Genomic DNA, 19532 nt, shown 5'->3' with positions numbered 1-19532 from the left:
TTAGTAGCTGTATTCGGCGTAGATCTTGCTCAGATCGCCATTCCACTCGCCGTGATATTTCTCGAGGAGTTCGTCGGCAGGCACGCGGCCGGTCTCGACGCTCTCTTCCAGCGCGTTGAGGAAATGGGTCTCGTCGGGGATCATTCCGCCTGCGCCGGGCTTCGCCCGTGCCGCCAGACCGGATTTCGCGATCGCCACCGTTTCGCGTGCGAGGTCATGCAGCTTCACGCCGTTGAACTCGCCCTGCAGCGCATCGACCGCCGCCGCACGGCGCAGACCTTCGCGGGTCTCGTGATCGAAGCCCTTCACCAGATCCCAAGCCGCATCGAGCGCGGTCTGGTCATAGCACAGGCCGACCCACAGCGCGGGCAGCGCACACAAACGCCGCCAGGGCCCGCCATCGGCACCGCGCATCTCGATGAATTTTTTCGCCCGCGCCTCGGGGAAGACGGTCGTCAGGTGATCGGCCCAGTCACTCAGCGTCGGCTTCTCGCCGGGCAGCGCGGGCAGCTCGCCCTTGAGGAAGTCGCGGAACGACTGGCCCAGAGCATTGATATATTTGCCGTCGCGATAGACGAAATACATCGGCACATCGAGAACGTAGTTCGCGTAGGCCTCGTAGCCCGCGCCCTCTTCGAACATGAATGGCAGCATGCCCGTGCGCGCATCGTCGAGGTTCTGCCAGATATGGCTGCGCCACGATTTCATGCCGTTGGGCTTGCCATCGAGGAAGGGCGAGTTCGCGAAGAGCGCCGTCGCGACCGGCTGCAGCGCCAGCGCCACGCGCATCTTCTGTACCATGTCGGCCTCGGACGCGAAGTCGAGATTCACCTGCACGGTGCAGGTGCGATACATCATCTGCGTGCCCAGCTCGCCCACGCGCCCCATGTAATCGGTCATCAGCCGGTAGCGCCCCTTGGGCATCATCGGCATCTGCTCCTGCGACCAGATCGGAGCCGCGCCAAGGCCAATGAACCTTACGCCGAGATCGTCGGCGACCGACTGCACTTCGCGCAGGTGGAGGTTCACCTCGTCGCAGGTCTGGTGGATCGTCTCGAGCGGCGCGCCCGACAGTTCCAGCTGCCCACCGGGCTCGAGGCTCACATTCGCGCCGTTCAGCTCCAGCCCGATGATGTTGCCCTGCTCTTCCACCGGCTGCCAGCCAAAGCGGTCGCGCAGACCTTCCAGCATCGCCTTGATCGACCGCGGGCCGTCATAGGGCAGCGGCAATTGCTTGTCCGCGCAATAGCCGAATTTCTCGTGTTCGGTGCCGATGCGCCAATCGTCGCGCGGCTTCTCGCCCGCGGCCAGATATTCGGCCAGTTGCTCGAAGCGCTCGATCGGGCCACCGCCCTGCTGCGGAATGGACATGTCTTTTCTCGCGTCGCTTTATGGAGCGCCACAGGTGGCGCGGGGGCTAGCTCAAGTCAAGCGTGAAACCTGTTTACGGATCCAGAGGCTCTGTGCGGTAGTCTGCTGGTCGAGCGCGGCGGAGATTTTCCCCATATCGATCCCCGGCAAGCTCGCGAAGGCATCGTAGAGCGCATCCGCCCCCGCCGCGTCGAGCGGGATCAGAAGCGCCTCGCCCGACAGGCTGCGAAGCCGCCAATATTGCTGGCCCTGCAGCGTCAGCAGTCGGATTTCCGCCAGTTCGCGCAGCGGCACCTCGCCGCCCATCCCGAGCGCCGAGACATTGCTGCCCGGCCCCGCAATGGCGCGCGCCCGGCTGGCTGCGAAATAGGAGATACGCCCCTCGTCGATCTCGACCAGACCCGGCGCGCTGGTTTCACGCGCAAAGCGCAGCCGCCGCCAGCCGATCAGCGCCCAGCCGAGCCCGAGCGCCACGGCGACCAGTCCCAGCGGCATCAGGATCAATCCGCCGAGCCAGATCAGCCAAGCTCCGAACGCCACCACGACGCCCGCCGCGATCACCTCGCCCCAGCGCTTGAAGCCTTCTGCAACTTCGGGACGGATCACCGCCAGTCTCCCAGCGCCGATTGCCACAATGTGATCGCCGCGCAGACCGCCGTATCGGCGCGCAGGATGCGCGGGCCGAGGCTGACGGGGGTCACGAAATCGCGACTGCGAAGCATCTCGCGCTCGGCCTCCGAGAACCCACCTTCCGGCCCGATCAGGATCGCCCAAGGGCCGGGCCGCAGCCCCGCGAGCGTCTCTGCGGGGCCCACCAAAGCCTCGTCGGCCCAGAGGATGCGACGGCTCGGATCCCAGCCATCCAGCAGCTTCTTGAGACCCTGCAAATCCTCGACCGGCGGCACATAGGTGCCCAGACATTGCTCCGCCGCTTCCTTGGCATGGGCCTGCAAGCGGTCCTGCCGGATGCGCGCGGAATTGGTGAACTCGGTCTGCACCGGCAGCACCTTGGCGCAGCCCAGCTCGGTCGCCTTTTCGACGATGAAATCAGTGCGCTCTTTCTTGATCGGCGCGAAGATCAGCCAGAGATCCGGCGGCGCGAGCTGCGGCGCGGCCTGCTCGACGCAGGCCAGAATACCGCGCTTCTTGTGAGCCTCGACGACCTCCGCCGTCCACTCGCCATCGCGCCCGTTGAACAGCGCAACACGGGCGCCCACGGCCAGCCGCATCACCGCGAAGAGGTAATGCGCTTCGTCCTGAGTCAGAGGCACGGCTTGCCCCGCGCCCAGCGGGTGCTCTACACAGAGCCTGATCTTGGCACGTTCCATGAGGCGGACTTTATGAGCGGAAAACCCGAAACGCCAGAGGCGGCGGAAGATGCAAACGGCACGGTCGCGGATGCTTATCGCGGCAACTGGGTCGACCGGCTGGCCCCGGCATGGACGCGGCCCTATCTGCGCCTGAGCCGCGCCGACCGGCCTATCGGGACGTGGCTGCTGCTGCTGCCCTGCTACTGGTCGATCGCGCTGGCGGCGTCCTCGACGGGCGGCTTCATCTGGTGGGATCTGTGGCTGGCCATCGGCGCCTCCGTCGGAGCCTTCCTGATGCGCGGCGCGGGCTGCACCTGGAACGACATCACCGACCGCGACATCGACGCCGGCGTGGCGCGCACCCGCTCGCGCCCGATCCCCTCGGGGCAGGTCTCGACGAAACAGGCGCTGGCTTGGGCTGTGATCCAGTCGCTGATCTCCTTCGCGATCCTGCTGACCTTCAACACCCCCGCGATCATTCTCGGGATCGTCTCGCTCGGTCCGGTCGCGATCTACCCCTTCGCCAAGCGCTTCACCTGGTGGCCGCAGATCTTCCTCGGGATCGCGTTCAACTGGGGCGCGCTGCTGCTGTGGGTCGCGCATACTGGAAGCCTCAGCTGGCCGCCCGTCGTGCTTTATTTCGCGGGCATGGCCTGGACGTTGTTCTACGACACGATCTACGCGCATCAGGACAAGGAAGACGACGCGCTGATCGGCGTGAAATCCACCGCGCGGCTCTTCGGGGACGACAGCGCGAAATGGCTGGGCGGCTTCCTGATGACCTCCGTCGCGCTGATGACCATCGCCGTGATGGGCGCACTGTTGCCCGGCGCGCCGCCGCTGCGCCTCGCGCTCTCGTTGCTCGCGCCCTGGGCGATGGGGTGGCACATGCTCTGGCAGATGCGTCAGCTCGATATCGACGACCCGGACACCTGTCTGAAACTGTTCCGCGCGAACCGCGATACGGGCCTGATCGCTGCGCTGTTTCTCGCCGTTGGCGCAATCGTGTAACGGCGTATCGATTGATCCCCGCGCCCCTGCACCTTAAGGAAACGGGATAAAGATTCCCCTGGGGAGGGCCTGAGACCGATGCGCAGCCGCGCCACCTTGTTGACGATCGCCGCCTTTGTCCTCGCACTCGTCGTCTCCGCAGTCATCGCGGGCGGCGCGGCGACAATTGTCGAAAAATCCACGAAACAAGAAGTGCGCGTCGCGATGGAGGCGCAGGGCTACGGCTGGATGCGTATCCATACCGATGGGCTGCAGGTGATCCTCTCCGGCACCGCCCCGACTGAGGCCGAGCGGTTCCGCGCCGTTTCCGAGGTCGACAAATACGTCGACAGCTCGCGGGTCGTCGACAATACCGACACCCAGATCACGAAGCCGATCACGCCACCCGCCTTCTCGCTGGAAATGCTGCGCAACGAGAACGGCATCTCGCTGATCGGGCTGGTGCCATCCTCGATCGACCGCGAGGCGATCGTGGAGAAGCTCTCGAAAGTCGCAGGCGAGGATGGCGTCACCGACATGCTGGAGAGCGCCGATTACCCGGTGCCCGGCGGTTGGGACGAAGCGATGAAATTCGCGATGACGACGCTCGAGACGCTGCCGCGCTCGAAAGTGTCGGTCAGCGCGGGCAAAGTCTCGGTGGAGGCGATCACCGACAGCCCCGCCGAGAAGGGGCGAGTGGAGACTTCGCTGGCACGCCGCCGCCCCTCCGATCTCAAGCTCAGCTTCGACATCTCCGCACCGCGCCCCGTGATCACCCCCTTCACGCTGCGCTTCCTCATCGACAAGGCGGAAGGCCCGCATTTCGACGCCTGCTCCGCCGATAACGAACGTGCGCGCGACCGCATCCTGACTGCGGCCCGCGCGGCTGGCGCGAAAGGCACGCTGAGCTGCACGATCGGGATGGGCACGCCTTCACCCGACTGGTCCAAGGCCGCGCAGATGGCGATCAAGGCGCTCGGCGATCTCGGCGCGGGCTCGGTGACCTTCTCGGATGCCGATATCGCGCTGGATGTGCCTTCGACCGTCGATCAGCAGCAATTCGACGATGTCGTGGGTGAGCTGGAATCGAACCTGCCCGGGGTGTTTTCGCTCAAGGCCAAGCGCGAGCCCGCCCCCGATGCGAAAGCCGGCGAGGCGAGCTTCACCGCCACCCGCGACGGCAACGGCCATGTCGACCTGAAGGGCCGCGTGACCGATGCGCGTGAGCGCCAGACCGTCGAGAGTTACGCACGCGCCAAGCTCGGCCATGCGAATGTCCATGGCGCGACCCGCGTCGACAAGGAGCTTCCCGCCGGTTGGCCGGTACGCACGCTGGCCGCCCTCGACGCGCTGTCGGTGCTGCACGAAGGCAAGGTCACCGTGACCCCCGACGGCATCTCGGTCAGCGGCGTCTCGGGCGATCCGCAGGCCTCCGACACGATTTCGCGCATCCTGACGAGCGAGCTTGGCGAAGATGCGCAGATCGACCTGAGCGTGAAATACGACAAGCGCCTCGATGAGCAGCTCGCCCTGCCGACCGGCAAGGAGTGCGTGGCCCGCCTGAACGACACGCTGAAGAAGAAGAAAGTCGATTTCGATCCGGGTTCGGCGCAGGTCGCTGCGGAAAGCCTCGACGCGCTCGACGCGTTGGCCAAGGCGATGAAGAACTGCACCGACTTCAAGATGGAAGTGGCCGGCTATACCGACAATCAGGGGCGCGAGGAAATGAACCTGCAGCTCTCGCAACAGCGCGCGCAGGCGGTGATCCGCGGGCTTCTGGACCGTGGCGTGCTGATCGGCAACCTGGAGGCAAAAGGCTACGGCGAAGCCCAGCCCATCGCCTCGAACGACACCGAAGCCGGCCGCGAGCAGAACCGCAGGATCGAGTTCGTGCTGCTGGACGAGGCGCCGGTGGGTGACGAGGCGCTGCCCGATGCCACGGCAGACGCCACGGCAGGCGCTGACGAGGGGACTGGGGATGGCGCTGGCGAGCCGCACTGGAACGGCGCCGTGACCGATGACGGCGCCCCCGCCACCGAGAACGGCGCGCAGGACAAATCCGGCGATGGGGACACCGCCGCAGAACCGGGGCAACAGACCCCGCAACAAGAAGAAATTCCGGTCGAGACGCCCGGCGAGAAGACGCCGCGCCCGCAATCCCGGCCGGAGGACCTGTCGAAGGGCTGAAGGGACGCCATATGAACAGAGACGAATTCATCATCGCCACAGCGATCATCCTTTTCGTGGCTTTCGCGCTTGGCTGGTTCGCGAGCTGGCTGATCCACCGCCTCACCCGTGTGAGCCAGGCCGATATGGGCGAGCTGGAGCAGATGGCGCAGGCGTTGCATGAAGCCGAGGAGACCCGCGATCAGGCGCTCGTCTATGTCGAGCAGCGCGAGGCGGAACTGGCCAATCAGCTCAGCCAGACCGAGGCCGAGCTGCGCGCGGCGATGGATGGATTGCGCGACGCGCGTCACGAGGCCGAGGAATTGCGCGCCTATATAGAGCGTACGAAAGAGGCCTGATCTCTCGCGGCTCCCCGCCCGATATTGCCGCAGATTCTCCAAACGGTCATGTCAGGCGGCAGACGCCCGTGGCGCTTTGGCCCGCGCCCCGAAGTTGGTATCGAGTCCTGCCCGCCATGCGCGGCCGATCTGCAAGCCAATAGCTGCGCCATGCTCCAGACCTTTCCCGTGGCGCCCTCCCCTTCCGCACCGCGCTCGGCGGCGCGCGCGGGATTGACGAGGCGCAGATGATATGTCCGGGGCAGGTCTTCCGCGCACGACCTATCCAGACCATCCCGACTGGACGATCGGTCCGGTGCAGCAGTTCGCGGCCACCTACCCCTTCGCGGATGAGACGAAGTTCACCCTCTCGGTCGCGCCAATCGTGACGCCGGGCGATCAGCCGCGCTGAGGGGGACGGATATCCGGCAGGGCCGCTTTCACCAGCGGGTGCAGCTCCAGCTTGTCCGCCGCCGCGAGGAACGTGTCGCGCATCGTGGGCGCCCAATTGGCATTGATGTGATCTGCCACGGCATGCGCCTGATCGCCGGGCTGGCTTTCGAAGAACTGTGCGATCTGATTGGCCATCCCGGCGAGTTTCTCAGGCTTCATGCGGTGGCCTCCTGCGGCGCGGTGTAAAGCGCGAGGCCCCGGCCTGCGCGTGCAATTACGGTAAGGCCCGCGTCCCGCGCCTCGCTCACCGCCAAAGCGGTGGGGGCGGAGGGGCCGACTATCACCGGAATACGTAGGGTCGCGACCTTCTGGATCAGGTCGACCGAAAGCCGCGAGGTCATCACCAGCGCGCCGCTCGCCGGGTCTATCCCGCCCCGGATCAGCGCCCCGATCAGCTTGTCGAGGGCGTTGTGGCGGCCGACATCTTCGCGCGTCAGCACGATCCCCTTGCCCGGCTGCCAGAAGCTCGACGCATGGGCGGCGCGGGTTTCGTCCTGCAGAGGCTGATGGTCACGCAGGGTCTCGAGCGCCTCCGAGGCCTGTTCCGGCGTCATGGTAAAGGCGGGCGGGAGAACCGGAGCGAGCTTGCGACGCGCCTCCTCCAGCTGCTCGATCCCGCAGAGCCCGCAGCCCACCGGCCCCATCGTAGCGCGGCGGCGTTCGGCAAACCGGGCGCCGGCGGGGGCTGCCAGCCAGTTGCGCGCTTCGATCCCGGCCTCGGTCACTTCGAGCTCCTGCCGGGCAATCTCGGACGCGTCCTCGATGAGCCCTTCGGAGAGCGCGAATCCAAGTGCGAAATCCTCCAGATCGGCGGGGCTCGCCATCATCACCGCCTGCGTCACCCCGTCGAAAGACAGCGCCACGGGCACTTCCTCGGCAAGGCGCTGCACAGCGCCGCTGGGCATTTCCCAATCGGTCGCCGTCATTCAGCAGCCTCGACGCGGCGGGTCAACTTGGTCTGCGCGGTGTAGAGCTCCTGCCAGTCCGACGGCCCGTTCGACAGCCCCACCTGCACCGCCGTCACCTTGTATTCCGGGCAGTTCGTCGCCCAATCGGAATTGTCGGTGGTGACGACGTTCGCCTGCGTTTCGGGGTGGTGGAAAGTCGTATAGACGACGCCGGGCGAGACCCGGTCGGTGATCGTCGCGCGCAAAGACGTCTCGCCCGCTCGGCTGGTGAGCCGGACCCAGTCGCCCTCGCGAATGCCGCGCGTCTCGGCATCATGCGGGTGAATTTCCAGCCGGTCCTCGGCATGCCAGACGGAATTCTCGGTCCGCCGCGTCTGCGCGCCCACGTTATACTGCGACAGGATGCGCCCGGTGGTCAGCAGCAGCGGGAAGCGCGGCCCGGTGCGCTCCTCGGTCGCGACATAGGCCGTGCGGATGAACCGCCCCTTGCCGCGCACGAAGCCATGTTCATGCATCACCGGCGAGCCTTGCGGATGCGCATCGTTACAAGGCCACTGCACCGAGCCCATACGGTCGATCAGGTCGTAGGTCACGCCCGCGAAGGCGGGCGTCGTACGACCGATCTCGGCCATGATCTCGGACGGGTGGGTGTAACTCCATCCCGCGCCCAGCGCATTGGCCAGCGCCTGCGTCGCCTCCCAGTCGGCCAGCCCTGCTTTCGGCGCCATGACCTTGCGCACCGGGTTGATCCGGCGCTCGGCATTGGTGAAGGTCCCGTCCTTCTCGAGGAAGGTGGAGCCCGGCAGGAAGACATGGGCGTAGCGCGCGGTCTCGTTCAGGAAGAGGTCATGCACGATCACGCAATCCATCGCCGCGAGGCCCGCGGCCACGTGATGGGTATCGGGGTCGGATTGCAGAATATCCTCACCCTGAATGTAGATCGCCTTGAAGTCCCCCGCGACGGCGGCGTCGAGCATATTGGGAATACGCAGCCCCGGCTCGGGGTCGAGCGTCCTACCCCATTCCGCTTCGAACACCGCGCGCACGGAGTCGTCCGAGACATGGCGATAGCCCGGCAGTTCGTGGGGGAAGGAGCCCATATCGCACGAGCCCTGCACATTGTTCTGCCCCCGTAGCGGGTTCACCCCCACACCGGGGCGTCCGATATTGCCGGTCATCATCGCGAGGTTGGCGATGGCGATCACAGTGGTGGAGCCCTGGCTGTGCTCGGTCACGCCCAGCCCGTAATAGATCGCCCCGTTCGGCGCGGCGGCGTAGGTCCGCGCAGCGTGGCGCAGCGCGTCGGCCGGCACGCCGGTCAACTCTTCGACCGCCTCGGGAGAATGGGCCGGATCGGCGGCGAACTCGGCATAATCCGTCCATTCGTCCCAATCGCAGCGCTCGCGGATGAACGCCTCGTCAAACAGCCCTTCCGTCACGATCACATGGGCCATCGCGGTCAACACCGCGACATTGGTTCCCGGACGTAGCGGTAGGTGATGCCCCTCGCCCATATGCGGGGTCTCCAGCAGATCGATCCGGCGCGGGTCCACCACGATCAGCTTCGCGCCCTGCCGCAGCCTTTTGCGCAGCCGCGAGGCGAAAACCGGGTGGCCGTCGGTCGGGTTCGCCCCAATGACCACGGCGCAATCCACCTGCTCGACGGAGTCGAAATCCTGCGTGCCAGCCGAGGTCCCGAAGGTCTGCTTCAGCCCGTAGCCGGTCGGCGAATGGCAGACCCGGGCGCAGGTATCGGTGTTGTTCGTGCCCATCACCGCGCGGGCGAGTTTCTGCACGAGGAAGGTCTCCTCATTGGTGCAGCGCGACGAGGTGATGACGCCCACTGAATCCTTACCGTGCTTGGCCTGCGCGCGCTTGATGCCGTTGGCAGCAAATTCCAGCGCCTCTTCCCACGACACTTCGCGCCACGGGTCAGTGATGCTGTCGCGGATCATCGGGTTGAGGATGCGGTCGCCATGGTTCGCATAGCCCCAGGCGAAACGGCCCTTCACGCAGCTATGGCCACGGTTCGCCTTGCCCTCTTTCCACGGCACCATGCGCACCAGCTGGTCGCCGCGCATCTGCGCCTCAAAAGAGCAGCCCACGCCGCAATAGGCGCAGGTCGTAACCACGGAACGCTCCGGCACGCCGATCTCGTCGACGGTCTTCTCCTGAAGGGTCGCGGTCGGGCAGGCCTGCACGCAGGCGCCGCAGCTGACGCAATCCGAGTTCAGGAAATCTTCCGTACCGGTCGAGATGCGGGCGTCGAAGCCGCGCCCGTCCACGGTCAGCGCGAAAGTGCCCTGCACCTCTTCGCAGGCGCGCACGCAGCGCATGCAGACGATGCATTTCGACGGATCGTAGAAGAAATACGGGTTGGAATCGTCGCGCGGAATATAGAGCGGATTGGCGCCGTCCGCCGCGCGCGTCTCGACATGGTTCTCGCCCGGCGTGTAGCGCACGTCGCGCAGGCCGACGGCCCCTGCCATGTCCTGCAATTCGCAATCGCCGTTCGCCGCGCAGGTCAGACAGTCGAGCGGGTGATCGGAGATATAAAGCTCCATCACCCCGCGACGCAGCCTGTGCAGCTGCTCGGTCTGGGTTTTCACGACCATGCCTTCGCGCACGGGCGTGGTGCACGACGCGGGCGTGCCGCGCATCCCCTCGATCTCGACAACGCAAAGACGGCACGAGCCGTAAGCGTCGAGCATATCGGTCGCACACAGCTTTGGCACGGTGATCCCGGCCTCGGCGGCGGCGCGCATCACGGAGGTACCCTCGGGCACGCTCACATCCATGCCGTCAATCACCAGCGTCACAGGCGGGCCCGATTTGGCAGGCGTGCCCATATCGGAGAGTTTCGGCCCGTGCACTCCGTCGGGGATGATGAAATCCTTCATTCCGCAGCCTCCTGTGAGAGCGAGAATTCTTGCGGGAAAAGCCGGATCGCCGAGCGCACCGGGAAGGGCGTGAAGCCCCCCATCGCGCAGAGCGAGCCCTTCTCCATCACTTCGCATAGCTCGTGCAGCAACTCGATCGCCGCCGGGTCGCCCGCTGCCACGCGGTCGAGCGTTTCCATGCCGCGCACCGCGCCGATCCGGCAGGGCGTGCATTTCCCGCAGCTCTCGACGGCGCAGAACTCCATCGCGTAGCGGGCGAGCGCGAGCATGTCGGCGCTGTCGTCATGCACCACGAAACCGGCATGGCCCACGAGGCCACCCTGATCGGCGAAAGCCTCGTAGCAGACCGGCAAATCGAAATCGTCCGGCCCGTGATAGGCGCCCAGCGGTCCGCCCACCTGCACCGCTTTGAACGGACGACCCGAAGCCGTACCGCCGCCGATCTCGTTGACCAGCGTGCCGAGCGACATCCCGAAACCGGTCTCGAACAACCCGCCATGTTTGACGTTGCCCGCGATCTGAAGCGGGATCGTCCCGCGCGAGCGACCCAGCCCGAACTCGGCATAAGCAGCGCCGCCGTGGACCAAGATCCACGGCACGGCGGCCAGCGAGAGCACGTTGTTCACCACGGTCGGCTTGCCGAACGCGCCTTCCAGCGCGGGCAGCGGCGGCTTGGCGCGCACCATCCCGCGCTTTCCTTCGAGCGAATTGAGAAGCGAGGTCTCCTCGCCGCAAATATAGGCGCCTGCGCCGACGCGCACCTCCAGATCGAAGGCCGGCCCCTGCCCCATCAGGCTGTCGCCGATGATCCCGGCCGCGCGCGCTGCCTTGATCGCTGCGTTCAGCGTGCGGATCGCGTGGGGATATTCCGAACGGACATAGATGAAGCCCTTGGTCGCGCCGACCGCAAGACCGGCAATCGCCATGCCCTCGAGCAGGCAGAAGGGATCGCCTTCCATCAGCATCCGATCCGCGAAAGAGCCGCTATCGCCTTCGTCCGCGTTGCAGACGATATATTTCTGCGAGGCCTCTGCCCCGGCGACAGTCTTCCATTTTATGCCGGTCGGGAAGCCCGCACCGCCACGACCGCGCAGCCCCGATGTGGTGACCTCTTCGATGGTCTGCTCCCCGCTCAGTTCCAACGCACGCTTGAGACCCTGCCAGCCCTCGCCCGCCTCATAATCGGACAGCGACAGCGGATCGGTCCGACCGCAGCGCGCGAAAGTCAGGCGGGTCTGTTTTGCGAAGAAGGGGATTTCCTCGACCGGGCCGAGCGCCTTCGGGTGATCGCCGTCTTCGAACAGCGCAGGTACGTCCTCGGGCGTCATCGGTCCGAAGCCGTAGCGCACGCCGTCGCGCTCGATCTCGACCAAAGGCTCCAGCCAGATCATCCCGCGCGTGCCGTTGCGGATGATCTCGACCGTTTCGCCGCTCAGACCAGCCGCCGAGGCAATCGCCGCCGCGACCTCATCGGCCCCACAGGCTACGGCAGCGGCATCGCAGGGAACCCAGATCTTCATGCCGAGACCTCCGTAACCAAAGCCTCGATCCGCTCGGGGGTCGCCCGCCCGACCAACTGATCGCCCACCATCGCGGCGGGTGCGCAGGCACACAGCCCGAGACAGTAGACCGCCTCAAGGGTCACGTCACCCTTCGTTTCTCCTACTTTCATGCCGAGCGCGCGCTCCAGCCGCGCGATCATCTCCGTCCCGCCCATCGATTGGCAGGCCTCGGCACGGCACAGCTTGATCACATGCTTGCCCGCGGGCGCATCGCGGAAATCGTGATAGAAGGAGACGACGCCCGCCACCTCCGCCCGGCTCAACCGCAGCGCATCGGCAATCGGCTGATAGCTATCGGCGGGCACGCAGCCGTAAGCGGCCTGCACATCGTGAAGAATGGGCAGCAGCGCACCTTCGCGCCCCGCATGATCCGCCAGAATCGCGGCGAGCCTGTCGTCTTCGGTCATTTCCATCCTCCCGGCCCCGATGATGGGGCGAGCATGCCCCGGCCAGCAAGTCACGACTGGTTCAATCGCGAACAGGCGCGGACAGGAACCGTCATCGCCGTGCTTGCGCGGGCAGGGGTGAGCCTCTACATCCCTCACATGAGCCTGATCCAACGCCTCCCCTTCGTCAAGAAATCGCCCTTCGTCGCGGTGATCCGTCTGCACGGTGCCATTGGCATCTCGCGCCCGGGATCGCCCGGCCTGTCGGATGCCGCGATGGCCCCGATCATCGAGCGGGCTTTTTCCCGCGGGAAACCGGCGGCGGTGGCCCTGATGATCAATTCGCCCGGCGGATCGCCCGTGCAATCGGCGCTGATCGCGGGGCGTATCCGCAGGCTCGCGGACGAAAAAGGTATTCCCGTGCATGCCTTCGTCGAAGACGTCGCGGCCTCGGGCGGCTATTGGCTCGCCTGCGCCGCCGACCAGATCTGGGCCGACCCGACTTCGGTCGTGGGCTCGATCGGTGTGATCTCGGCAGGGTTCGGCCTCGACGAGTTCATCAGCCGTCACGGAATCCAGCGCCGTGTGCACACGGCGGGCGGCTCGAAAAGTTTCATGGACCCGTTCCGCCCAGAAAAGGACGAGGACGTCGCGCGGCTGAACAAGCTGCTCGAGGACATGCATGTCAGCTTCAAGGAACATGTCGAGTCCCGGCGCGGTGCAAAACTGGCCTCGGATCGCGACCTCTTTACCGGCGATATCTGGACCGGGCGACAAGCGCTGGCCGAGAATACCGGCCTGATCGACGGTCTGGCCCATGCGGTACCGAAGCTGAAAGAAATCTACGGCGAGAAGACACGCATCGTGCCCTATGCGCCCAAGCGTTCGCTCTTCCGGCGTTTCGGCGCGCAGATCGGCGGCGAGATGGCGGCGGCGACGGCAGGCGCACTTATCGACACGACCGAAGAGCGCGCGCTCTGGGCGCGCTACGGGCTGTAACCCGATGCTCATCAAGGGCATGACCCTCTTCCTGGTCGTCATGGCGGTGCTCGCCATGTTCGGCAAGCTGCGGATGCCGAAGATCAAGGGCCCGCGCGGTCCGGGCCGGCTGTCGGCACGTTGTCCCGATTGCGGACGTCCGAAAATAGGACGCGGCCCCTGCCCCTGCCAGACGACCTCCAAGACCAAGAGCAAGAAGACGGAGCGCCGGTCATGATCTGGGATTTCGGCGAGATCATTGCCGGGCTGGCGTTGCTGGTCGTGGCGGGCGATCTGCTGGTGAAAGGCGCGGTGGCGATGTCGCTGCGCCTGGGCATTCCGGCGCTGATCGTCGGGCTTACTGTCGTGGCCTTCGGCACCTCCGCGCCAGAGCTGATGGTCTCCGTCGCCGCCGTCCTCGACAATGCGCCGAGCATCGCGCTCGGAAACGTCGTGGGCTCGAATATCGCGAATATCCTGCTGGTACTGGGACTGCCGGCGATCATCTCCGCGATCCGCACCGACCTGCACGACACGCGCGAAAGCTTCGTGCTGATGATGGGCGCGACGATTCTGTTCATTCTCGTCTGTTTCATGGGCCCGATCCGCTGGGCGCAGGGGCTGCTTCTGCTCTTTGCTCTGAGCATCGTCCTGTTCCGGCAGATCCGCGAGGCGCGCGCCCATCGCGCCAATCGCGGCAACGGGAGCGCGGCCGAGACCGAGGCGAATGAAGAGATCGAAAGCGTCGATCCGAAGATGCCGCTCTGGCGGATCGGGCTTTACGTTCTCGCGGGCCTCGTCGGCTTGCCGCTGGGCGCGAACTGGTTGGTCAGCGGCGCATCGGAGATCGCCAGCGCCATGGGCATCTCGGATGCGGTGATCGGCCTGACGCTGGTGGCGCTCGGCACCTCGCTGCCGGAGCTGGCGACCTCGATCACGGCGGCGATGAAAGGTCGCTCGGACCTCGCGCTCGGCAACGTCGTGGGCTCGAACATCTTCAACCTGCTCTGCATCATCGGCGTTGCGGGGCTGTTCGGCGATATTCCGGTGCCTCGGCAGATGCTGCAGATCGACCTTTGGGTCATGGCAGCCGCCTCGATCGCGCTCGCGCCATTCATCTTCGGCAACCGCGTGATCACCCGCGGCGTCGGTATCGCTTTTTCCGTGGCTTATCTGGCCTATATGGTGGCCCTCTTCATTGGAGGCAGCGCATGAAACGAGCATTGGTGACAGGCGGCGCGAAGCGGCTGGGGCGTGCGATGGCGCTTTATCTGGCCGAACGCGGCCTGGACGTCGCGATCCATTATCACGGCTCCGCGGAGGACGCGGAGGCCACGGCAGCGGAGGCCCGCGCGAAGGGCGTGCGCGCCGAGATCCTACAGGCCGACCTGCTGGACGAGGCAGCGACGGCGGCACTGGTGCCGCATGCGGCGCAACTGCTCGACGGGCCGCTCGATCTGCTGATCAACAATGCCTCGATCTTCGAATACGACACGATCCGCTCGGCTACGCGCGAAAGCTGGGACCGGCATATTGGCTCCAATCTGCGCGCACCCTTCGTGCTGATCCAGCATTTCGCGGCACAGGCCCCGCAAGCCGACCGCTCAGGCGCGGAACCCAAGGCCCGTGCCCTGGTGGTCAACATGGTCGATCAGCGGATGCGCAAGCTGACGCCCGAGTTCATGACCTACTCGCTCGCGAAGATGGGGCTGTGGACGCTGACCCAGACCGGCGCGCAGGCGCTGGCCCCCGATATCCGGGTGAACGCGATCGGCCCCGGCCCCACCCTGCAGGGCGCGCGCCAGTCGGAAGATCACTTCAACCGGCAGCGCGCGGCGACGATCCTTGAGCGTGGCGCGGACCCGGCGGATATCGTCGCAGCGCTGGGATATTTCATGGATGCGCCGGCCGTCACAGGGCAGTTGCTCTGCGTAGATGGCGGCCAACATCTAGGCTGGCGGACGCCCGATGTATTAGGTCCGGAATGAGCCTGAAATCGAATCACAGGTCGAAGTTGTGCACTGCGCCGCGGCCTGTAACGAGACCGTCACAAAAGTATTAATCCTTTCAATAGCTTGGCAAATGTGCAGAAAATTTCTCAATGAAATCAATGCGCTCCGCAATTGCTCAAAAAACGGGCAAACACTCGATCAACCCTTATATTAAGGTCGGAACCCGCGGTCCCACATGTTTGCCAACAGACTTATCCCCAAATTTCGTGGACATGTTTTTTCTTGAAAACGGTCGCGCGAGGTTGCAGCCACGGGGGAGAATCGAAGCCTGCTCATGAATGATGACGAGAACAACAAGGACACCCTCGATCCCCCGGCGGCCACGCGCCCGCAACACGGGCTGACGGGCCATGCTCTGATCGCGGATTACCTCAAGCGTCTCGACGGATCGCCCGGCGTGTACCGGATGCTGAACGCGAAGGGCGAGGTGCTCTATGTGGGCAAGGCGCGCAACCTGAAGGCGCGGGTTTCGAACTATGCGCGGCCCTCGGGACACTCGGCACGGATCGCGCGGATGATCTTCGAGACCGCCTCGATGATGTTCCTCACGACGCGGACCGAGACCGAGGCGCTGCTGCTCGAGCAGAACCTGATCAAGCAGCTCAAGCCGCGCTACAACGTTCTCGCACGCGACGACAAGAGCTTCCCCAACATCCTGATCGCGACCGATCACCCCTACCCGATGATCAAGAAGCATCGCGGCGCGCGCAAAGAGAAGGGACATTACTTCGGCCCCTTCGCGAGCGCTGGCGCGGTGAACCGCACGCTGAACCAGCTGGAGCGGGTGTTCCTGCTGCGCAACTGCTCGGATTCGATGTTCGAGACCCGCACACGCCCCTGTCTGCAATACCAGATCAAACGCTGTTCGGGGCCTTGCGTCGGCAAGATCTCCGAGGAGGATTACGCAGCGCTGGTCGACGATGCGAAGCGCTTCCTGCAGGGCAAGTCCACCACGATCCAGCGTGAATTGGCGGAGCAGATGCAGCAAGCCTCGGACGATATGGAGTTCGAGCGCGCCGCGGCGCTCCGTGACCGGATCAAGGCGCTGACCAACGTGCAGCAAAGCCAGGGGATCAATCCTCGTACCACCGCCGAGGCCGATGTCATCGCGCTCCATCAGGAAGGCGGGCAGGCCTGTGTTCAGGTTTTCTTCATCCGCGCGAACCAGAGCTGGGGCAATCACGACTTCTACCCGAAGACCGGCTCCGGCGCCGAGGCGCCCGAAATCCTGCAGGCCTTCATCGCGCAGTTCTACACCAACCGCCCGCCGCCGAAGCTGATCCTGCTGTCGCACCCAGTCGAGGATGAGGAACTGGTAAGCGAATTCCTGTCCGAGCGCGCCGAGCGCAAGGTCGAGATCACCGTGCCGCAACGGGGCGAGAAAGCCGAACTCGTCGAGAACGCCGCGCGCAACGCCCGCGAGAGCCTCGGTCGGAAGATGTCGGAATCCGCGGCACAGGCGAAGCTTCTGGCTGGCGTGGCCGAAGCCTTCGGGCTGGAGAAACCGCCGCGGCGGATCGAGGTCTACGACAACTCGCATATTCAGGGCGCGCATGCCGTGGGGGGCATGATCGTCGCGGGGCCCGAGGGCTTCATCAAAAGCCAGTATCGCAAGTTCAACATCAAGAACGCCGACCTGACGCCGGGCGACGACTTCGGGATGATGAAAGAGGTACTGACGCGCCGCTTCACCCGTTTGCTGAAGGAAGACCCAGAGCGCAAATCCGAATCCTGGCCCGATCTGCTGCTCATCGACGGCGGCGCCGGACAGGTCTCGGCGGTGCGCGAGATCATGGACGAGATGGGCGTGAGCGACGTCGCGATGGTCGGCGTCGCGAAGGGCGTCGACCGCGACCACGGCAAGGAAGAATTCCACCGTACCGGCCAGCGCCCGATCGCCCTGCCCCGGCAATCGCCGGTCCTCTATTACATCCAGCGTCTGCGCGACGAGGCGCACCGCTGGGCCATCGGCACGCACCGCGCGAAACGCGCCAAGGCGCAGATGGCGAACCCGCTGGATGAAATTCCGGGCATCGGCGCGGCCCGCAAACGCGCGCTGCTGGCGCATTTCGGCTCCGCAAAGGCGGTGAGCCGCGCGGCCCCGATCGATCTTATGGAAGTCGACGGCATTTCCGAGGCGATGGCCGAGACCATCCACAATTTCTTCAACGAGAAGGGCTGAGATGACCGATCACAGCCGCCACCCCCGCGCGCTGACCCGCGTGGCCGATCTCGAACGCGACGGTCTGACCGCCTCGGGGGCGCGCGTCGATCTGGAGCGCGTCGCCAAGGAATTCCGCATCCGCGTGACACCCGAGATGCGTGGGGCCATCGCCGATCCGACCGATCCGGTGGCCGCGCAATTCGTACCCTCCGCGGCGGAGCTGGTGACCCGCCCCGAAGAAATGGAAGACCCCATCGGCGACGATGCCCATTCCCCAGCGCCCGGGCTGACGCATCGCTATCCCGACCGGGTGATCCTGCACATCACCAAGACCTGCGATGTTTATTGCCGCTTCTGCTTCCGCCGCGAGACGGTGGGGGAGAACGGGCCGCTGCCGGAAGACCAATTGACGCAGGCGCTCGACTATATCGCCGCGACCCCGGCCATTCGCGAGGTGATCCTGACCGGGGGCGATCCGCTGACGCTGTCGACGCGCAGGCTCGGCGCGGTGCTGGAGCGTCTTTCCGGCATCCCCCATCTCGACCAGGTCCGGCTCCACACCCGCGTTCCGGTCGTCGCGCCAGAGCGCATCACCGATCAGCTTTGCGCTCTGTTGCGCAAGGCGCCTACTGCGTGGATCGTGCTGCACACCAACCACGCGCAGGAACTGACGCCCGCCGCCCGCACCGCCATCGCACGACTTGTCGATCGCGGCATACCGATGCTCTCGCAAACCGTACTGCTGCGGGGCATCAACGACAGTGCCGACGCGTTGGAGGGCCTGTTCCGCGCCCTGACCAAGCTGCGCGTCAAACCCTATTACCTGCACCATTGCGACCTCGCGCGCGGTACCTCGCATTTCCGCACCACCATCGCGGAAGGCCGCGCGCTGATGGCCGAGCTGCGCCGCCGCTGCTCGGGCACCATGCTGCCGACCTATGTGCTCGACATCCCCGGTGGGCATGGCAAAGTGCCGATCACGCCCGACCATTTCACGCCGGGGGACAGTCCCGGAGACTGGCATGTGACCGACCGACGCGGCACGGTGCATGCATATCGCGATCCCGCGACCCGTTAACGCGCCCTCTTCCGCTTTGCCAAGCACGCAGCTAGGTTGCCTCCCATGAAATGGACCCTTCCCAATATCCTGACCGTGCTCAGGCTCTTGGCTGCCCCGGGCGTGGCGGTCATGTTCCTCTATTTCTCGCGGCCCTGGGCCGACTGGCTGGCGCTCGCGCTATTCATCGGCGCAGCAATCACCGACTGGTTCGATGGCTACCTTGCCCGGGCGTGGAAGCAGGAGAGCCGCTTCGGCGCGATGCTCGACCCGATCGCAGACAAGGCGATGGTGGTGATCGCGCTTGTGGTGCTGACCGGCTACTCGGGCATGAACCCCTGGCTGATCCTGCCCGCCACCGTGATCCTGTTCCGCGAGGTCTTCGTCTCGGGGCTGCGCGAATTCCTCGGCGCGGATGCCGGGCGGCTGCGGGTGACCAAGCTCGCGAAGTGGAAAACGACCGCGCAGATGGTGGCGATCGCGGTGCTGTTCCTCGGTACCGGGCTCGCCTATCTCGAACAGGGTCAGGCCCCGCGCGCGGGGGAAGGTGATATCCGCATGGGCGCCACCCCCGCCGATGTCGCGACCCATGTGGGGCTTGCGCTGATCTGGATCGCCGCCGTGCTGACCGCAATCACCGGCTGGGACTATTTCCGCAAGGCCCTGCCCTATCTGAAGGAGCCGAGCCATGATTGACGTTCTCTATTTCGCATGGGTCCGCGAGCGGATCGGCCTGCCGAGGGAAAAGGTCGAGACCGAGGCAAAAACAGTGGCCGATCTGGTCGAGGAGCTGAAAGCGCGCGAGCCGCGCTACGAGGCGGCCTTTGCCGACATCTCGGCGCTGCGGGTCGCGCTCGATCAGGATCTGGCAGAGTTCGATGCGCCGCTCGAAGGCGTGCGCGAGGTGGCCTTTTTCCCGCCGATGACGGGAGGCTGA

At 65.5% G+C, this 19532-nt stretch carries 20 protein-coding genes; 12 read left to right on the top strand and 8 right to left on the bottom strand.

The genetic code is table 11. The features are described from left to right. Genes B6V74_RS06060 through B6V74_RS06050 form a run of 3 tightly spaced genes read right to left on the bottom strand, consistent with a single transcriptional unit; the run spans position 1 to position 2699 of the window. The gene (locus B6V74_RS06060) at positions 1-1371 is read right to left on the bottom strand and encodes a glutamate--cysteine ligase (protein WP_075773928.1); all 1371 of its coding nucleotides are present in this window, start codon (positions 1369-1371) and stop codon (positions 1-3) included. Positions 1372-1422: 51 nt separating this feature from the next. After that, on the bottom strand, positions 1423-1977 hold the full coding sequence (locus tag B6V74_RS06055) for a hypothetical protein (RefSeq protein WP_088722286.1): 555 nt from the start codon (positions 1975-1977) through the stop codon (positions 1423-1425). Further along, positions 1974-2699 carry a 16S rRNA (uracil(1498)-N(3))-methyltransferase gene (locus B6V74_RS06050; protein ID WP_088722285.1) on the bottom strand — a complete coding sequence of 242 codons (726 nt, stop codon included), beginning with the start codon at positions 2697-2699 and terminating at the stop codon, positions 1974-1976. The genes B6V74_RS06055 and B6V74_RS06050 overlap by 4 nt, the downstream gene beginning before the upstream one ends. Positions 2700-2711: 12 nt before the next feature. Between B6V74_RS06050 and ubiA the strand changes: the two genes are divergently transcribed. From ubiA to B6V74_RS18925, 4 genes are all read left to right on the top strand, one after another. After that, the gene (gene ubiA, locus B6V74_RS06045; RefSeq protein ID WP_075773925.1) at positions 2712-3692 is read left to right on the top strand and encodes a 4-hydroxybenzoate octaprenyltransferase; all 981 of its coding nucleotides are present in this window, start codon (positions 2712-2714) and stop codon (positions 3690-3692) included. Positions 3693-3770: 78 nt separating this feature from the next. Next, positions 3771-5858, top strand: coding sequence for an OmpA family protein (locus tag B6V74_RS06040; RefSeq protein ID WP_075773924.1), 2088 nt, complete (start codon positions 3771-3773; stop codon positions 5856-5858). 11 nt (positions 5859-5869) lie between these two features. Beyond that, positions 5870-6196 carry a hypothetical protein gene (locus tag B6V74_RS06035; RefSeq protein WP_075773923.1) on the top strand — a complete coding sequence of 109 codons (327 nt, stop codon included), beginning with the start codon at positions 5870-5872 and terminating at the stop codon, positions 6194-6196. Positions 6197-6428: 232 nt separating this feature from the next. Next, a complete protein-coding gene (locus B6V74_RS18925) occupies positions 6429-6587 on the top strand; it encodes a hypothetical protein (RefSeq protein WP_168184189.1) in 159 nt (52 codons plus the stop codon). Here the strand turns inward: B6V74_RS18925 and B6V74_RS06030 are convergent. From B6V74_RS06030 to B6V74_RS06010, 5 genes are read right to left on the bottom strand one after another with little or no spacing between them, the layout of a single operon-like run. Further along, positions 6575-6787 carry a formate dehydrogenase subunit delta gene (locus B6V74_RS06030; RefSeq protein WP_088722284.1) on the bottom strand — a complete coding sequence of 71 codons (213 nt, stop codon included), beginning with the start codon at positions 6785-6787 and terminating at the stop codon, positions 6575-6577. The two genes, B6V74_RS18925 and B6V74_RS06030, sit on opposite strands and share 13 nt — an antisense overlap. Then, positions 6784-7554, bottom strand: a complete 771-nt coding sequence (gene fdhD, locus B6V74_RS06025) for a formate dehydrogenase accessory sulfurtransferase FdhD (protein ID WP_088722283.1) — start codon at positions 7552-7554, stop codon at positions 6784-6786. Before fdhD ends, B6V74_RS06030 begins: the two co-directional genes overlap by 4 nt. Then, positions 7551-10436 (bottom strand): formate dehydrogenase subunit alpha, encoded by a 2886-nt coding sequence (fdhF, locus tag B6V74_RS06020; protein WP_088722282.1) that lies wholly within the window; start codon positions 10434-10436, stop codon positions 7551-7553. Before fdhF ends, fdhD begins: the two co-directional genes overlap by 4 nt. Next, positions 10433-11956, bottom strand: coding sequence for a formate dehydrogenase beta subunit (locus B6V74_RS06015; protein ID WP_088722281.1), 1524 nt, complete (start codon positions 11954-11956; stop codon positions 10433-10435). The genes fdhF and B6V74_RS06015 overlap by 4 nt, the downstream gene beginning before the upstream one ends. Next, positions 11953-12405: a formate dehydrogenase subunit gamma gene (locus B6V74_RS06010; protein ID WP_088722280.1), complete on the bottom strand. Its 453-nt coding sequence runs from the start codon at positions 12403-12405 to the stop codon at positions 11953-11955. Before B6V74_RS06010 ends, B6V74_RS06015 begins: the two co-directional genes overlap by 4 nt. Before the next feature lie 138 nt (positions 12406-12543). On the opposite strand from B6V74_RS06010, the gene B6V74_RS06005 reads away from it, so the two are divergent. From B6V74_RS06005 to moaD, 8 genes are all read left to right on the top strand, one after another. Beyond that, positions 12544-13383, top strand: a complete 840-nt coding sequence (locus B6V74_RS06005; protein ID WP_088722279.1) for a S49 family peptidase — start codon at positions 12544-12546, stop codon at positions 13381-13383. Between the two features lie 4 nt (positions 13384-13387). Further along, positions 13388-13600 (top strand): hypothetical protein, encoded by a 213-nt coding sequence (locus B6V74_RS06000; RefSeq protein WP_088722278.1) that lies wholly within the window; start codon positions 13388-13390, stop codon positions 13598-13600. Continuing rightward, positions 13597-14577 carry a calcium/sodium antiporter gene (locus B6V74_RS05995; RefSeq protein WP_088719512.1) on the top strand — a complete coding sequence of 327 codons (981 nt, stop codon included), beginning with the start codon at positions 13597-13599 and terminating at the stop codon, positions 14575-14577. Before B6V74_RS06000 ends, B6V74_RS05995 begins: the two co-directional genes overlap by 4 nt. Next, the gene (locus B6V74_RS05990) at positions 14574-15350 is read left to right on the top strand and encodes an SDR family oxidoreductase (RefSeq protein WP_088722277.1); all 777 of its coding nucleotides are present in this window, start codon (positions 14574-14576) and stop codon (positions 15348-15350) included. The genes B6V74_RS05995 and B6V74_RS05990 overlap by 4 nt, the downstream gene beginning before the upstream one ends. Before the next feature lie 298 nt (positions 15351-15648). Beyond that, the gene (gene uvrC, locus B6V74_RS05985; protein ID WP_088722276.1) at positions 15649-17556 is read left to right on the top strand and encodes an excinuclease ABC subunit UvrC; all 1908 of its coding nucleotides are present in this window, start codon (positions 15649-15651) and stop codon (positions 17554-17556) included. Position 17557: 1 nt separating this feature from the next. Then, on the top strand, positions 17558-18616 hold the full coding sequence (locus tag B6V74_RS05980) for a lysine-2,3-aminomutase-like protein (RefSeq protein ID WP_088722275.1): 1059 nt from the start codon (positions 17558-17560) through the stop codon (positions 18614-18616). Positions 18617-18661: 45 nt separating this feature from the next. Beyond that, positions 18662-19291, top strand: coding sequence for a CDP-diacylglycerol--glycerol-3-phosphate 3-phosphatidyltransferase (pgsA, locus tag B6V74_RS05975; protein ID WP_075773912.1), 630 nt, complete (start codon positions 18662-18664; stop codon positions 19289-19291). Continuing rightward, positions 19284-19532: a molybdopterin converting factor subunit 1 gene (gene moaD, locus B6V74_RS05970; RefSeq protein WP_075773911.1), complete on the top strand. Its 249-nt coding sequence runs from the start codon at positions 19284-19286 to the stop codon at positions 19530-19532. The genes pgsA and moaD overlap by 8 nt, the downstream gene beginning before the upstream one ends.

This window comes from Thioclava sp. F42-5 (assembly GCF_002213195.1).
GTDB classification, from domain to species: domain Bacteria; phylum Pseudomonadota; class Alphaproteobacteria; order Rhodobacterales; family Rhodobacteraceae; genus Thioclava; species Thioclava nitratireducens.
Note: the sequence above shows the minus strand (reverse complement) of the source record. Positions and strands in the feature narration are given on the sequence as shown.

Excerpts from the sequence above, each read along its gene's own strand:
- ubiA (WP_075773925.1), top strand. The coding sequence starts at position 2,712 with ATGAGCGGAAAACCCGAAACGCCAGAGGCGGCGGAAGATGCAAACGGC.
- fdhF (WP_088722282.1), bottom strand. The coding sequence starts at position 10,436 with ATGAAGGATTTCATCATCCCCGACGGAGTGCACGGGCCGAAACTCTCC.
- B6V74_RS05980 (WP_088722275.1), top strand. The coding sequence starts at position 17,558 with ATGACCGATCACAGCCGCCACCCCCGCGCGCTGACCCGCGTGGCCGAT.
- B6V74_RS06035 (WP_075773923.1), top strand. The coding sequence starts at position 5,870 with ATGAACAGAGACGAATTCATCATCGCCACAGCGATCATCCTTTTCGTG.
- B6V74_RS18925 (WP_168184189.1), top strand. The coding sequence starts at position 6,429 with ATGTCCGGGGCAGGTCTTCCGCGCACGACCTATCCAGACCATCCCGAC.
- B6V74_RS06005 (WP_088722279.1), top strand. The coding sequence starts at position 12,544 with ATGAGCCTGATCCAACGCCTCCCCTTCGTCAAGAAATCGCCCTTCGTC.
- B6V74_RS05990 (WP_088722277.1), top strand. The coding sequence starts at position 14,574 with ATGAAACGAGCATTGGTGACAGGCGGCGCGAAGCGGCTGGGGCGTGCG.
- B6V74_RS05995 (WP_088719512.1), top strand. The coding sequence starts at position 13,597 with ATGATCTGGGATTTCGGCGAGATCATTGCCGGGCTGGCGTTGCTGGTC.
- uvrC (WP_088722276.1), top strand. The coding sequence starts at position 15,649 with ATGAATGATGACGAGAACAACAAGGACACCCTCGATCCCCCGGCGGCC.
- B6V74_RS06030 (WP_088722284.1), bottom strand. The coding sequence starts at position 6,787 with ATGAAGCCTGAGAAACTCGCCGGGATGGCCAATCAGATCGCACAGTTC.
- B6V74_RS06050 (WP_088722285.1), bottom strand. The coding sequence starts at position 2,699 with ATGGAACGTGCCAAGATCAGGCTCTGTGTAGAGCACCCGCTGGGCGCG.
- pgsA (WP_075773912.1), top strand. The coding sequence starts at position 18,662 with ATGAAATGGACCCTTCCCAATATCCTGACCGTGCTCAGGCTCTTGGCT.
- B6V74_RS06010 (WP_088722280.1), bottom strand. The coding sequence starts at position 12,405 with ATGACCGAAGACGACAGGCTCGCCGCGATTCTGGCGGATCATGCGGGG.
- B6V74_RS06040 (WP_075773924.1), top strand. The coding sequence starts at position 3,771 with ATGCGCAGCCGCGCCACCTTGTTGACGATCGCCGCCTTTGTCCTCGCA.
- B6V74_RS06000 (WP_088722278.1), top strand. The coding sequence starts at position 13,388 with ATGCTCATCAAGGGCATGACCCTCTTCCTGGTCGTCATGGCGGTGCTC.
- fdhD (WP_088722283.1), bottom strand. The coding sequence starts at position 7,554 with ATGACGGCGACCGATTGGGAAATGCCCAGCGGCGCTGTGCAGCGCCTT.
- B6V74_RS06060 (WP_075773928.1), bottom strand. The coding sequence starts at position 1,371 with ATGTCCATTCCGCAGCAGGGCGGTGGCCCGATCGAGCGCTTCGAGCAA.
- moaD (WP_075773911.1), top strand. The coding sequence starts at position 19,284 with ATGATTGACGTTCTCTATTTCGCATGGGTCCGCGAGCGGATCGGCCTG.
- B6V74_RS06015 (WP_088722281.1), bottom strand. The coding sequence starts at position 11,956 with ATGAAGATCTGGGTTCCCTGCGATGCCGCTGCCGTAGCCTGTGGGGCC.